Genomic DNA, 12,973 nt, shown 5'->3' with positions numbered 1-12,973 from the left:
GTCCACTGTGCCGGGCCCGGCGGCCGGTCGCGCGCCCAGCTCAGTCCAGGTCGTCGTCCGCCCAGCCCTGCATCGCCTCGGCGCGGAACTGCGCCATGAACTGGTCCCGGGTGATCCCCCGCCGCTCCGCCTCGCGCTCGCACAGCATGGCGATCACCAGGGACGCGTGCCGGACGACGTCGGCGCGGGTGTCCTGGTCCAGGCCGGCGAACACGGTCGTCCACGCGCGCCAGTCGCCGTCCCCGGCCGCCTCGGCCATCTCCAGGACGAGGCCGAACCGGCGCAACGCCTCCAGGTCGGCCATCAGCTGCGGTCCAGCACCTCGGCGACCACCGGCAGCAGCGCGGTGAACGCCTGTCCCCGGTGGCTGACCGCGTCCTTCTCGGCGGGCTCCAGCTCCGCCGCGGTGCGCGCCGAGCCGGCGGGCAGGAACACCGGGTCGTAGCCGAAGCCGTGGGTGCCCCGCGCCTCCCGCAGCACGGCGCCGCGCCACTCCGCCCGCAGCACGTGCTCGGCCCCCTCGGGCGTCACCAGGGCCGCGGCGCAGACGAACGCGCCACCCCGGCGCTCGTCCGGGACGTCGCCGAGCTGGCCGAGCAGCAGCGCGGTGTTCGCGCCGTCGTCCCCGTGCCGGCCCGACCAGCGCGCCGAGAAGATCCCGGGCATGCCGTTCAGCGCGTCGACGGCCAGGCCGGAGTCGTCGGCGACCGCCGGCAGGCCGGTGTACCGCACCGCCTCGCGCGCCTTGAGCAGCGCGTTCTCCTCGAAGGTCGCGCCGGTCTCGGGCGCCTCGGGGTACTCGGCCACGTCGCGCAGGCCGATCACCTCGACGCCCGGGACGGCGCTGGCCAGCAGCCGCTGGAGCTCGGCGAGCTTGCCGGCGTTGCGGGTGGCCAGCAGCAGCCGGGTCATGCCGACAGCGCTTGCTGCTGAGCCCGGGTCAGCTCGGCGCAGCCGGTGACGGCGAGGTCGAGGAGCTGGTCGAGGGTCGCCCGGTCGAAGACGGCACCCTCCGCCGTCCCCTGCACCTCGACGAAGTCCCCGGCACCGGTGCAGACGACGTTCATGTCGGTGCCGGCCTTCACGTCCTCCTCGTAGGCGAGGTCCAGCCGGGGCTCACCGTCGACGACCCCCACGCTGACCGCGGCGACCGACTGGGCGATCGCGGCGGGCTTGGCGAGCTTCCCGCGGCCCTCGAGCCAGCTGACCGCGTCGGCCAGGGCGACGTAGGCGCCGGTGATGGCGGCGGTCCGGGTACCGCCGTCAGCCTGCAGCACGTCGCAGTCCAGGGCGATGCTGTTCTCCCCCAGCGCGGCCAGGTCGATCGAGGCGCGCAGCGAGCGGCCGATGAGCCGGCTGATCTCGTGGGTGCGGCCGCCGATCTTGCCCTTGACCGACTCGCGGTCGCTGCGGGTGTGGGTGGCCCGCGGGAGCATCGAGTACTCGGCGGTGACCCAGCCCAGCCCCGAGCCGCGGCGCCAGCGCGGCACGCCCTCGGTGACGCTGGCCGCGACCAGCACCCGGGTGCGGCCGAACTCGACGAGCACCGAGCCCTCGGCGTGGTCGAGCCAGTTGCGGGTGATGGTCACCGGGCGGAGCTGGTCGGCCGCGCGGCCGTCGGGGCGGGTCACGTGGACCGAGGGTAGTGCGGCTCTGCGAGGCTCTCCCCATGCGTTCGGAGCTGCGTGCGGTCCGCACCGGAGGAGTGCCCTCGATCGTCGACCTGACCGACGAGTGCGCGGAGTTCGTCCGCGGGGAGGGCGACGGCCTGTTCCAGGTGTTCGTGCCGCACGCGACCGCCGGCATCGCGGTCATCGAGACCGGCGCGGGCAGCGACGACGACCTGCTCGCCCAGCTCGACGTGCTGCTCCCCCGCGACGACCGGTGGCGGCATCGGCACGGGGCGGCCGGCCACGGGCGCGACCACGTGCTGCCGGCGTTCGTCCCGCCGCACGCCAGCGTGCCGGTGCTGGAGGGGCGGCTCACCTTGGGCACCTGGCAGCGGATCTGCTTCGTCGACACCAACATCGACAACCCGTCACGGCACGTGCGGTTCACCTTCCTGCGCGGGTGACACCGCCCGGGTGGGGAACCGTTCCCCGGGTGTAGGACGATGCGGGCCATGACCGAGACCGACAGCGGCATCAACACCGCGCCCGTCCGCCTCGCCCCCGGCGACCCCGCGCCGGCGTTCACCCTGCCCGACGCCGACGGCACGCCGGTGTCCCTCGCCGACCACCTGGGCCGGCGGGTCATCGTCTACTGCTACCCGGCGGCGCTGACCCCGGGCTGCACCACCCAGGCGGTCGACTTCACCGCCGCGGCCGGCGACCTCGCCGAGGCCGGGCTGGAGATCATCGGCATCTCCCCCGACGCCCCGGAGAAGCTGCACCGCTTCCGGGAGCAGGAGCAGCTGTCCATCACCCTGGTCTCCGACGAGGACAAGCAGGTGCTCACCGCCTACGGCGCCTACGGCCCGAAGAAGCTGTACGGCAAGGAGGTCGTCGGGGTGATCCGCTCGACCTTCGTCATCGACGGCGAGGGTCACGTGGAGAAGGCCGCCTACAACGTCAAGGCCACCGGGCACGTCGCCAAGCTCCGCCGGGACCTCGGCCTCGCCTGAGGAAGGACCCTCCTGCCCCCCACCACTCGCAAGCTCGCGGCGGGCCCCTGCAGAAGGGCCGGAGGCCTGGCAGTGGCTGGCCTGATCGGGCAGGGTCGGGGCATGAGTGATCAGATCGGCGTCACCGGGCTCGCTGTCATGGGCGCCAACCTCTCCCGCAACCTGGCCCGGCACGGCCACCAGGTGGTGCTGCACAACCGCAGCAGGGGGCGCACCGACGCCCTGGTCGACCAGCACGGCAGCGACGGCGACTTCGTGCCGACCGGCACGGTGGAGGAGTTCGTCACCGCGCTGCAGCGGCCGCGCAAGATCATCATCATGGTGCAGGCCGGCGCGGCCACCGACGCCGTCATCGACGAGATCGCTCCCCTCCTCGCGGAGGGCGACGTGCTGATGGACGGCGGCAACGCCCGCTACACCGACACCATCCGGCGGACCGAGGCGCTCACCGCGCAGGGCCTGCACTTCGTCGGCACCGGGATCAGCGGTGGCGAGGAGGGCGCGCTCAACGGGCCGAGCATCATGCCGGGCGGGTCGAAGGAGGCCTACGCGCTGGTCGGCCCGCTGCTCGAGTCGATCTCTGCCTTCGTCGACGGCGAGCCCTGCTGCACCCACGTCGGAGCCAGCGGCGCGGGGCACTTCGTGAAGATGGTGCACAACGGCATCGAGTACGCCGACATGCAGCTCATCGCCGAGGCCTACGACCTGCTGCGGCAGGGGCTGCAGCTCACCCCCGCCGAGATCGGTGACGTCTTCGCGAGCTGGAACGAAGGCGACCTGGACAGCTACCTGATAGAGATCACCGCCCAGGTGCTCCGGCACACCGACGCCGAGACCGGCAAGCCCTTCGTGGACGTGGTGGTGGACGAGGCCGAGCAGAAGGGCACCGGCCGTTGGACCGTGCAGTCCGCGCTCGACCTGGGGGTGCCGGTCAGCGGCATCGCCGAGGCCGTCTTCGCCCGGGCGCTGTCCGGCCACCGCGAGCAGCGCCGGGCCGCCCAGGCTGTGCTGCCGGGTCCGGGCCGCGAGTGGGACGAGCAGGTGTCCGACCGCGACGCGTTCATCGAGTCGGTGCGCCAGGCGCTCTACGCCTCGAAGGTCGTGGCCTACGCGCAGGGGTTCGACCAGATCACCCAGGGCGCCGACCAGTACGGCTGGGACATCGACCGGGCCGCGCTGGCGAAGATCTGGCGCGGCGGCTGCATCATCCGGGCCAAGTTCCTGGACCGGATCGCCCAGGTCTTCACCGACGAGCCCGACGTCACCACGCTGCTGACCAACGACTACTTCCGCGGTGCGGTGAGCGAGGGCCAGGAGGGCTGGCGCCAGGTGGTCGCCGGCGCAGCCCGGCACGGCGTCCCGGTGCCCGGCTTCGCCAGTGCGCTGGCCTACTACGACGGGCTGCGGGCCGAGCGGCTGCCCGCCGCGCTCATCCAGGGGCTGCGCGACCTCTTCGGCGCGCACACCTACCTGCGCACCGACAAGGAGGGCGCGTTCCACACGATGTGGGGCGAGGACGGCCGCGAGATCACGGCCTGAGGGGGCGGCCGGCGGCGGTGGACGGCATGACCGCGCCGCCGCTGCCGCCCTGGCCGACCGTCCCGCCGGCGTCCGGGCCGGTGCTGCTGCGTGCGTTCGAGGCCGCGGACCTGCCGATGGCCCTCGACCTGTCGACCGACCCCTACGCCCCGTTGATCGGCACCATGCCGGCGCACGCCACGGTCGACGACGCCGCGGAGTGGATCGTGCGTCAGCAGCGGCGGTGGGCCGAGGGCGCCGGGTTCTCCTTCGCGGTCGCGGAGGCGGCGACCGGCCGGGCGGTCGGCACGGTCGGCCTGTGGCTGCGCCAGCTCCCCGAGGGCCGGGCGACCGCGGGCTACTTCGTCGCACCGGGTGACCGCGGCCGCGGACTCGCCGCCGCCGCGCTGACCGCCGTCACCACCTTCGGCTGGACGATCCCCGCACTGCACCGCATCGAGCTGCTCATCGAGCCGTGGAACACCGCCTCGGTGCGCACCGCCCGGAACGCCGGCTACGTGCGGGAAGGGCTGCTGCGCAGCCACACCGAGATCGGCGGGCGACGCCGGGACATGGTGCTGTTCGCGTCGATCAGGGGCGGCTGAACCCGGGCGGGTCCCTCGCCGGGGGCCGCCGTGCTCGCTCGCACGGGTGACCATTCCGTCAGGCCTCGTGACACGTAGAGTTGCGGATGCGCTACTCAGCGTGCTGTCACATCCTCGTGCGGCACCTCGTGATCACTCACCGTGCAGTAAGGACGTCGCCTTGTCATCGAACCGCTCCCTCGGAGCCCCGTCATGACCCCGCGGTCGCCGGGCCGCAGCCGCCGGGCGGGTGCCGCGGTCGTCGCCTCCTCCGCGCTCGCCGCGGTGGTCCTCACTGCGGCACCGGCCAGCGCCGCCGGGAGCCTCGGTTACGACGCTGCCGGGGACAAGGGCTCGCTGAACAACATCGCCCGCGTGGTCGGCGCGCAGGACGCCTACGCCGCCGGGGTCACCGGCAAGGGCGTCGGCGTGGCCCTGATCGACACCGGTGTCACCCCGGTCGCCGGGCTCACCAGCGGCAACCTGGTCAACGGGCCGGACCTGTCCTTCGACAGCCAGAACCCGGACACCGCCCACGTCGACGGGTTCGGCCACGGCACCCACCTGGCGTCGATCATCGCCGGGCGTGACGTCGCCGGCAGCCCGACGTCCTACCTCGACCCCACCCGGTTCAACGGTGTCGCGCCGGACGCCACCCTGGTCAACGTGAAGGTCGGCGCCGGCAACGGCGCGGTCGACGTGTCCCAGGTGATCGCCGGCATCGACTGGGTCGTCGAGCACGCCGACGACAAGGGCCTGAACATCCGGGTCATCAACCTCTCCTACGGCACCGACTCCACCCAGAGCAGCGCCGTGGACCCACTGGCCTACGCGGTCGAGAACGCCTGGAAGCACGGCATCGTGGTCGTGGTGTCCGGCGGCAACGAGGGCGACAGCACCAAGAACCTCGCCAACCCGGCCAGCGACCCGAACGTGCTCGCGGTCGGTGCGATGGACGACGCCGGCACGGTCGGCCGCGACGACGACACCGTGCCCAGCTGGTCGACCAAGGGCACCGACGCCAGGCACGTCGACGTGGTCGCTCCCGGTGTCTCGGTGCTCGGACTGCGCAACCCCGGCGGCTACGCCGACGTCCGCAACCCGCAGGCCGTGGTCGGGGACCGGTTCGCCCGGGCCTCGGGCACCTCGCAGGCCGCCGCCGTGGTGAGCGGCGAGGTCGCGCTGCTGCTCCAGGCGTTCCCGAAGCTCACGCCCGACCAGGTGAAGCTCGTGATCACCCAGTCCGCCAGTGGGGTCACCACCTCCTCGGCCGTGATGAGCGGCTCCGGGCTGATCGACGTCAAGAAGGCGCAGAAGCTGCCGAAGGGCACCGTGCCGCTGGCCGGCGCAGCGGCGTGGGGCAACGGCAGCGGGTCCCTCGAGGCGTCCCGCGGGTCGTCCCACGTCTCCACCGGCACGACCGAGCTGACGGGCGAGGTCGACGTCTTCGGCCGGGCCTGGGACGGCGCCGCCTGGGCGAGGGCGACGAAGGACGCCAAGGCCTGGGTCGACGGGAACTGGCGCGGGCTGACGCTGACCGGCGCCGGCTGGAGCGGGAGCACCTGGCCGACCGCCCCGTGGACGGGCTCGGACTGGACCGGGGTGTCCTACGCCTCCGAGCAGTGGTCTGCCCGTACCTGGCGGGACGAGTCCTGGGCGGCCCGCACCTGGCGCGACGACTCGTGGTCGGCGCGCACCTGGCGGAGCGAGGGGTGGGCCTGACCATGTCGACGACCTGGGGCGGCCGGTCCAACCGGGTCCGCACGACGCACAGCTGACGTTCCGACCAGCTGACCCGCGCGGGTGAGACAGGGCGGGGTGGGCCTCAACGGCCCACCCCGCCCTGCCGTTGTCCAGGGAGGAGGTGGGGCCGCGATGGTCGATCGAGCAGAACCCGGGACGGCGTCGTCGCGGCTGCCGTGGCTGCGCACGCACCAGCAGAGCTGTCTGGTCGTGCTGCAGAGCGTCGTGCTGGTGGCAGCAGCGGCCGCCGCCGGGTCCTCCCTCCCCACGGCCGGCCCGCTCCGCACCTCGGTGACGCTGCCGTGGTGGCTCATCGCCGTCGCGTTCGCCGCGACCGAGGCCTGCGTGTTCCACCTGCAGACCAAGCGCGAGGCGCGCACCGTCTCGGTCAGCGAGCTGCCCCTGGTACTCGGACTGGTCTTCGCCGGGCCGCTGGCCCTCCTGGTCGGCAGGCTGGTCGGCTCCGGCGCCGTCTTCGTCTTCCAGCGCCGCTCGTCACCGCTGAAGACGAGCTGGAACCTCGCGCTGATCAGCCTGCAGACCGTCATCGCCGTGCTGCTGTTCCGGCTGGTCGCCACCGGGCACCCCGACGTCCCGTGGCTGTGGGTGGGCGCCTACCTGGGGCCCATCGCGGCCAACTGCCTGGGCAGCATCGCCCTCACCCTCGTCATCGCCGTCTACGAACGCGACATCGACCTGCGCGAACTGGCACGTGACCTGGTCCGGGGAGAGCCCGCCGCCCCGGTGGTGATCACCCTCGCCCTGGTGGCCGTCACCAGTCTCCAGGCCGCCGCGGCCAACGCCTGGCTGCTCGTGCCCACCCTGGCCGGCCTGCTGCTGGGCTACCGGGCCTACGCGTCGCTCACCGACCGGCACCTGAACCTGGAACGGCTGTTCCGGTTCACCCAGGCGGTGAGCAGCTCGCCCGAGGTCGACCAGGTGCTGGGCAGCGTGCTGGGCGAGGCCAAGGAGCTGCTGCACTCCGAGCGTGCCGAGGTCGCGTTCCTCGCGTCCTCGCAGGGCGACGTCGCCACCGTCCGGCTGGGCGCGACCGACCGGCTCACCCGCACCGAGGCCCCGCAGAGCCCCGAGGACGAGTGGCTGCTCTCCCAGGTGGTCGGGGACGGCAGCACGCTGCTGCTGCCTCGCGGCACCCGGGACCCGGAGATGCGCCAGTGGCTGGACAGGCACTCCGCCCGGGAGGCGCTGGCCGTTCCGCTGCGCGGCGGCGCCGGTGTGCTCGGGGCGCTCATCGTGACCGACCGGCTCGGGGACGTGCGCACGTACGACCAGGACGACGTGCTGCTGATGGAGACCGTCGCCAACCACGCCAGCGTGGCGCTGCAGAACGGTGAACTCGTCGACCGGCTGCGGCACGAGGCGCTGCACGACGCGCTGACCGGCCTGCCCAACCGGGCGTTCCTGCAGCGCCGGCTGTCCACCGCGCTCACCGGGGTGGCCGACGGGGTCTCCCCCGGTGCCGCCGTGATGATCCTCGACCTGGACGGGTTCAAGGAGATCAACGACACCCTCGGACACGCCCAGGGGGACCAGCTGCTCATCGAGGTCGGCGAGCGGCTGACCACCGCCCTCGGGGCCGGTGGCCTGGTCGCGCGGCTCGGCGGCGACGAGTTCGCCGTCCTGGTCGACGGCACCACCGACGAGGACCAGGTGATCCGGGTCGCCCGGCGCGCGCTCCGCTCCCTGGAGAACCCGGTCGTGCTGGACGGCATGGAGGTCGAGGTCGGGGGCTCGATGGGCATCGCCCTGGCACCGCTGCACGCCACCGACCCGGCCGGGCTGCTCAAGCAGGCCGACCTGGCCATGTACGACGCCAAGGCCTCCGGCCGCGGGCTGCGGGTGTACGAGGCGGACCTCGACTCCACCGACCCCCGCCGCCTGACCCTGGTGGCCGAGCTCCGCGCGGCGCTGACCCGTGGCGACATCACCGTGCACGTCCAGCCGCAGGCCCGGCCGGACACCGGCCAGACCGTCGCCGTCGAGGCTCTGGTCCGGTGGGAGCACGCGGAACTGGGCTGGATCTCCCCGGTCGAGTTCATCCCGATCGCCGAGCGCAGCGGCTTGATCGGGCCGCTGACCACCCACGTCCTCGACCAGTCGCTGGCCGCGGTCGCGAGCTGGCAGCGGCAGGGACTCGAGCTGAGCATCGCGGTCAACCTGTCCACCCGCAGCCTGCACGACGCCGATCTGGTCGACACCGTGCGGCGACTGCTGCGCCGGCACGGCGTACCGGCCTCCCGGCTCACCCTCGAGGTGACCGAGGGCTCGGTCATGGCCGATCCCGCGCGGGCCATCGGTCTGCTGCACGAGCTGCGCGACCTGGGCTGCCGGCTCTCGGTGGACGACTTCGGGACGGGCTACTCCTCCCTCTCCTACCTCAAGCGGCTGCCGGTGCACGAGGTGAAGATCGACCAGAGCTTCGTGACCGGGCTGCGGGACACCGGCGAGGACATCGCGATCGTCCGCGCGATCGTCGACCTGGGCCGCCACCTCGGTCTGGAGGTGGTCGCCGAGGGCGTGGAGGACCGGCGCACCTGGGAGCTCATCGCGAGCACCGGCTGCGACCTCGTGCAGGGCTGGTACGTCAGCCGGCCGATGCCCGCCGGGGACCTCGGCGCGTGGATGCGCGGCCCGGGCCGCCCCGACCAGCGGTCGGTGCTGCACGCGCTCTGACCGACCCCGGGCCCCGTCGGACCACGGTCCCCGTCAGCCCGGCGGGACGGGCACCTGCTCGGCGGCGGCCGTCCGCCGCAGCCGAGCTCGCGCCGAGGTGCTGCCGGCCAGCGGGACGACACGGCCGGCGACCGCCAGGCCCGACTCCGGCACGCTGTCGTAGATCGCCTCGTACTCCCCGGCCCGCACGAGGAAGGTCTCGTGCCAGATGCCGGTGCGGCCCTTCGGGTCGCGGCGGAACCACTCCAGCCAGGTGGGCCGGTGCAGGTCGCCGGGGTCGCGGGCGAATGCCTCCAGGTGCTCGAAGCTCCGCCAGTACTGGACGATGACCGGGAACCCCATGCGGTAGCCGAGCAGGCCCTTCTCCGGGTCGGCCACCAGGGCTGCCAGCATCGCCTGCATCCCCCGGCGCCGTCCGCCGAGGTCGCGGACGCTGGCGAGCAGGTGCTGCGGCTTGTTGAGCCGGGCGCCGATCAGGAACACGACGAAGTCCCCGTCGATCTCGGCGCCGTAGCGCCCGGTGCGGATCTCGGCCATGCGACCTCCTCGGTGTGGACCCCGCCGCCGCCCATGGTGGCCCGGCCGGCGCTGCGGCGACAGCCCTGCTCACGCGCGCCAGGTCCCCGGCCGGGGCTGGCACGCCGGACCGCACGGGTAGGCCGGGTCCCACGGCCACGTGCCGTCGCGGTGCTGCCAGGTGAGCTGGAACGCCGGCACCGAGTGCTCGTCGGGGCGCCGGTAGTGGCGGTTGGCCCCGAACAGCACCTCTCCGGGGTTGGCGAGCTCCTCCACGACCAGCCCGTCGGGTCGGTCGTGGAAGGTCAGCAGCTCGCCGGGCACCAGGTCGCGGCCGCCGGCCACCAGGCCCGCCACCCGCTGCAGGACGGCGTGGCTGTTGTCGTGCCCCAGGCCCACCACGACGAGCTCGGGGTGCCCGAGCCCGAACAGACCGACGGTGTAGCCGAACGGCGGTCCACCATCGTCGTCGCACTCGTCGTCAGCCTCGTCGGCGCAGTCGCCGGGGAAGACGTACTGCACCGCCCACCGGTGGGCGCGGATGAGCTGGGCGAGATGGGTGTCCTCCTGGTCGAGCCAGGCCGTCGTCTGCGGGTCCGTCATGACCGGGACGCTGCCGGGTGGCACCGACACGACCGGGGTGGCTGGACGTGCCTGTGGACGGACCCCCCGTCCGGGGACGACGGCCAGCAACCGGGGACCGGCCGTGCTACGCCCTCAGCCGGCGTCCTCCGCCGCCCGCGCCCGGGCGCGGCGCTTGCCCTCGTGCATCGCCTGCACGCGGGCGATCGGGATCGTGTGCCCCTCGGCGACCAGGTCGGCGGGCAGCTCCTGCGGCTCGGGCAGCGCCGCAGCCCAGGGATCGCCGTTCCCGAACCGCCCGGCCGCGGTCTGCACGGTGACGTCGCCGGGCCGGACGTCTGCGAGGGCCTCCCAGCTCACCGGCGCGGACACCGGCAGCCCGGGCCGCACCCGGGGGCTGTACGCAGCGGCGATCGTGCCCCGCCCGGAACGGGTCGAGTCCACGAACACCCGCTCCCCCCGCTCGGCGACGACGTAGACCGTGGTCGCGAGCTCGGGGTCCAGCCGCTCGGTGCGCGCGGCGAGGGCACGGGTGGCCGCCGCGACGTCCTCCGCCGACGAGCCGTGCACCGGGACGACGACGTGCACCCCGGTCGACCCGCTGGTCTTCACCGCCGCCGTGAGCCCGGCATCTGCCAGCGCCTGCCGGCACAGCAGGGCGGTGCGGACCACGACGTCGAAGGCGGCGCCGTCGGGCGGGTCGAGGTCCAGCACCAGGCCGGTGGGCTGGGTCTCCCCCACCCGGCTGAACGGCACGTGGAACTCCACGGCCCGCTGGTTGGCCAGCCACAGCAGCGTGCGCCGGTCGTCGGCGAGCACCTGGTGCACCTCACGCCGGGCCCGGTCGGACCAGGTGGCGACGGTCCGCACCCACTCCGGTGCGCCCTTGGGGACGTCGCGCTGGATGAACGGCGCCGCGCCCGGCCGCACCCGCTTGACCGTCAGCGGCCGGTCGGCCAGCAGCGGCACCAGCCGGTCGGCGAAGGCGTCCACGTGGTCGACCAGGTCGCGCTTGGTCACCTCCAGCCCGTCGCCCAGCGGCGAGTCCAGGCTGGTCAGCCGGACGCCGTCCCGTTCCTCGGTCTCGGCCACCCCGTCACCATGCCGCGCCGGAGGGCACCCAGCAAGCGCTCCCGGCCTGCCCGCTAGACCTCGTGGACGGCCGTGTGCCGGGCGAGCTCGGTGTCGGCGAAGACCTCGCGTGCGGCCGCCAGCTGAGCCGCGGCGTCGACCCAGGCGGGTACGTGGGTGACCAGCAGCCGTCCCACCCCTGCCTTGGCGGCCAGCTCCCCGGCCTGCCGGCCGGTGAGGTGCAGCCCGGGCGGGAGGTCCGGGCCCTCCGGGAAGGCGGCCTCGGCGAGCAGCACGTCGGCGCCACGGGCCAGCTCCACCACCGCATCGCTCGGGCCGGTGTCACCGGTGTAGACCAGCGACCGCCCGCCGACGGTCAGCCGCACGGCGTAGCACTCGACGGGGTGCGCAGTCCGCGCGGTCGTCACCTCGAACGGCCCGAGCGTCCAGCTGCCCGGGCCGATGGGGGTCACGTCGAACACGTCGTCGATCGGTCCGCCCGCGGGGTCGTAGGCGGTCGCCAGCCGGCGGTCGGCGCCGACCGGGGCGTACAGCGGCACCGCCCGGCCGTCGGACCGCCCGGAGTAGCGGTGCCAGACGATGAACGGTGCGGCGTCCAGGCAGTGGTCGGCGTGCAGGTGGCTGAGGTAGACCGCGTCCACGTCCGTGGGGTCGATCAGCCCCTGCAGGGCACCGAAGGAGCCGTTGCCCAGGTCGAGCACGAGGCAGAACTCCCCGTGCTGGACGAGGTAGCACGACGCCGGGGACGTCGGCCCGGGCGCACTGCCCGCGCAGCCGATGACGGTCAGCCTCACGCCGCGGCCCCGACCTGGGTCACCACGTCGACCTCGGGGCCCAGGAAGCGGCGGCCGAGCCGGGCGAACGGCTCGGGGTCGCCGGTGGCCAGGAAGCGGTGCACCGGCGGGGGTCCGTCGGGGTCGCGCAGCAGGTCGGCGCGGGTGAGCACGCGGTAGACGTCCTTCGCCGTCTCCTCCGCGCTGGACACCAGCGTCACCTCCTCGCCGAGCACCAGCGACAGCACCCCGGTGAGCAGCGGGTAGTGCGTGCAACCGAGCACGACCGTGTCGACCCCGGCGGCCAGCAGCGGGTCGAGGTAGGACTGCGCGAGCCCCACCAGCTGACGCCCGCTGGTGGTCCCGCGCTCGACGAAGTCCACGAAGCTGGGGCAGGCGGCGCTGGTGACGGTGATCTGCGGGGCGGCGGCGAACGCGTCCTCGTAGGCCCCGCTGGTGATCGTCGCCTGGGTGCCGATCACCCCGACCCGCCCGTTGCGGGTGGCGGCGGTGGCCCGGCGCACGGCGGGCAGCACGACCTCGACCACGGGGACGTCGTAGCGCTCGCGGGCGTCGCGCAGGCAGGCGGCGCTGGCGGAGTTGCAGGCGACGACGAGCATCTTGACGCCCGCGGCGACCAGGTCGTCCATCACCGCGAGGGAGTGCCGGCGGACCTCGGCGATCGGGAGCGGACCGTAGGGCCCGTTGGCCGTGTCACCGACGTAGCGGACCGACTCGGTCGGCAGCTGGTCGAGGACCGCGCGGGCCACCGTCAGCCCGCCGACGCCGGAGTCGAAGATCCCGATGGGCGCGTCGGCCCCAGCAGCAGTCGTCATCTCGCGGGTCAG

Annotated in this window: 14 protein-coding genes; 6 read left to right on the top strand and 8 right to left on the bottom strand. The window is 73.9% G+C overall.

What is annotated here, in order from left to right:
- Positions 1-40: 40 nt before the first annotated feature.
- The 3 genes from FHL79_RS12650 to rph are packed head-to-tail and all read right to left on the bottom strand — an operon-like array spanning position 41 to position 1,631.
- Positions 41-304 carry a hypothetical protein gene (locus FHL79_RS12650; protein WP_014739457.1) on the bottom strand — a complete coding sequence of 88 codons (264 nt, stop codon included), beginning with the start codon at positions 302-304 and terminating at the stop codon, positions 41-43.
- The gene (rdgB, locus tag FHL79_RS12645; protein ID WP_138758950.1) at positions 304-912 is read right to left on the bottom strand and encodes an RdgB/HAM1 family non-canonical purine NTP pyrophosphatase; all 609 of its coding nucleotides are present in this window, start codon (positions 910-912) and stop codon (positions 304-306) included. The genes FHL79_RS12650 and rdgB overlap by 1 nt, the downstream gene beginning before the upstream one ends.
- The gene (gene rph / locus FHL79_RS12640; protein WP_138758949.1) at positions 909-1,631 is read right to left on the bottom strand and encodes a ribonuclease PH; all 723 of its coding nucleotides are present in this window, start codon (positions 1,629-1,631) and stop codon (positions 909-911) included. Before rph ends, rdgB begins: the two co-directional genes overlap by 4 nt.
- A gap of 38 nt (positions 1,632-1,669) precedes the next feature.
- Between rph and FHL79_RS12635 the strand changes: the two genes are divergently transcribed.
- From FHL79_RS12635 to FHL79_RS12610, 6 genes are all read left to right on the top strand, one after another.
- Positions 1,670-2,074: a YjbQ family protein gene (locus FHL79_RS12635; RefSeq protein WP_138758948.1), complete on the top strand. Its 405-nt coding sequence runs from the start codon at positions 1,670-1,672 to the stop codon at positions 2,072-2,074.
- A gap of 48 nt (positions 2,075-2,122) precedes the next feature.
- The gene (bcp, locus tag FHL79_RS12630; protein ID WP_138758947.1) at positions 2,123-2,623 is read left to right on the top strand and encodes a thioredoxin-dependent thiol peroxidase; all 501 of its coding nucleotides are present in this window, start codon (positions 2,123-2,125) and stop codon (positions 2,621-2,623) included.
- A 102-nt stretch (positions 2,624-2,725) separates the two neighbouring features.
- On the top strand, positions 2,726-4,162 hold the full coding sequence (gnd, locus tag FHL79_RS12625) for an NADP-dependent phosphogluconate dehydrogenase (protein WP_138758946.1): 1,437 nt from the start codon (positions 2,726-2,728) through the stop codon (positions 4,160-4,162).
- A gap of 26 nt (positions 4,163-4,188) precedes the next feature.
- Entirely contained in the window at positions 4,189-4,746 is a 558-nt protein-coding gene (locus tag FHL79_RS12620; RefSeq protein ID WP_138758945.1) for a GNAT family N-acetyltransferase, read from the top strand.
- A gap of 192 nt (positions 4,747-4,938) precedes the next feature.
- On the top strand, positions 4,939-6,447 hold the full coding sequence (locus FHL79_RS12615) for a S8 family serine peptidase (RefSeq protein ID WP_138758944.1): 1,509 nt from the start codon (positions 4,939-4,941) through the stop codon (positions 6,445-6,447).
- 153 nt (positions 6,448-6,600) lie between these two features.
- Positions 6,601-9,162, top strand: a complete 2,562-nt coding sequence (locus FHL79_RS12610; protein WP_138758943.1) for a putative bifunctional diguanylate cyclase/phosphodiesterase — start codon at positions 6,601-6,603, stop codon at positions 9,160-9,162.
- A 33-nt stretch (positions 9,163-9,195) separates the two neighbouring features.
- Here the strand turns inward: FHL79_RS12610 and FHL79_RS12605 are convergent, their stop codons facing one another.
- From FHL79_RS12605 to murI, 5 genes are all read right to left on the bottom strand, one after another.
- The gene (locus tag FHL79_RS12605) at positions 9,196-9,699 is read right to left on the bottom strand and encodes a monooxygenase family protein (protein WP_138758942.1); all 504 of its coding nucleotides are present in this window, start codon (positions 9,697-9,699) and stop codon (positions 9,196-9,198) included.
- 69 nt (positions 9,700-9,768) lie between these two features.
- Complete coding sequence (locus tag FHL79_RS12600; RefSeq protein WP_138758941.1) at positions 9,769-10,281, bottom strand: DUF4262 domain-containing protein; 513 nt, start codon at positions 10,279-10,281, stop codon at positions 9,769-9,771.
- 114 nt (positions 10,282-10,395) lie between these two features.
- On the bottom strand, positions 10,396-11,352 hold the full coding sequence (locus FHL79_RS12595) for a DNA polymerase domain-containing protein (RefSeq protein ID WP_138758940.1): 957 nt from the start codon (positions 11,350-11,352) through the stop codon (positions 10,396-10,398).
- A gap of 53 nt (positions 11,353-11,405) precedes the next feature.
- Positions 11,406-12,146, bottom strand: a complete 741-nt coding sequence (locus FHL79_RS12590; protein ID WP_138758939.1) for an MBL fold metallo-hydrolase — start codon at positions 12,144-12,146, stop codon at positions 11,406-11,408.
- Entirely contained in the window at positions 12,143-12,961 is an 819-nt protein-coding gene (murI, locus tag FHL79_RS12585; protein WP_138758938.1) for a glutamate racemase, read from the bottom strand. The genes FHL79_RS12590 and murI overlap by 4 nt, the downstream gene beginning before the upstream one ends.
- Positions 12,962-12,973 lie beyond the last annotated feature (12 nt).

Origin of the sequence: Modestobacter altitudinis (assembly GCF_005930475.1) — a bacterium.
Classification (GTDB): Bacteria; Actinomycetota; Actinomycetes; order Mycobacteriales; family Geodermatophilaceae; genus Modestobacter; species Modestobacter altitudinis.
Note: the sequence above shows the minus strand (reverse complement) of the source record. Positions and strands in the feature narration are given on the sequence as shown.

Bases quoted from the DNA above. Each gene is read 5' to 3' on its own strand.
- bcp (WP_138758947.1), top strand. From the start codon at position 2,123: ATGACCGAGACCGACAGCGGCATCAACACCGCGCCCGTCCGCCTCGCC.
- FHL79_RS12600 (WP_138758941.1), bottom strand. From the start codon at position 10,281: ATGACGGACCCGCAGACGACGGCCTGGCTCGACCAGGAGGACACCCAT.
- FHL79_RS12620 (WP_138758945.1), top strand. From the start codon at position 4,189: ATGACCGCGCCGCCGCTGCCGCCCTGGCCGACCGTCCCGCCGGCGTCC.
- murI (WP_138758938.1), bottom strand. From the start codon at position 12,961: ATGACGACTGCTGCTGGGGCCGACGCGCCCATCGGGATCTTCGACTCC.
- FHL79_RS12610 (WP_138758943.1), top strand. From the start codon at position 6,601: ATGGTCGATCGAGCAGAACCCGGGACGGCGTCGTCGCGGCTGCCGTGG.
- gnd (WP_138758946.1), top strand. From the start codon at position 2,726: ATGAGTGATCAGATCGGCGTCACCGGGCTCGCTGTCATGGGCGCCAAC.
- FHL79_RS12615 (WP_138758944.1), top strand. From the start codon at position 4,939: ATGACCCCGCGGTCGCCGGGCCGCAGCCGCCGGGCGGGTGCCGCGGTC.
- rdgB (WP_138758950.1), bottom strand. From the start codon at position 912: ATGACCCGGCTGCTGCTGGCCACCCGCAACGCCGGCAAGCTCGCCGAG.
- FHL79_RS12650 (WP_014739457.1), bottom strand. From the start codon at position 304: ATGGCCGACCTGGAGGCGTTGCGCCGGTTCGGCCTCGTCCTGGAGATG.
- FHL79_RS12605 (WP_138758942.1), bottom strand. From the start codon at position 9,699: ATGGCCGAGATCCGCACCGGGCGCTACGGCGCCGAGATCGACGGGGAC.
- FHL79_RS12635 (WP_138758948.1), top strand. From the start codon at position 1,670: ATGCGTTCGGAGCTGCGTGCGGTCCGCACCGGAGGAGTGCCCTCGATC.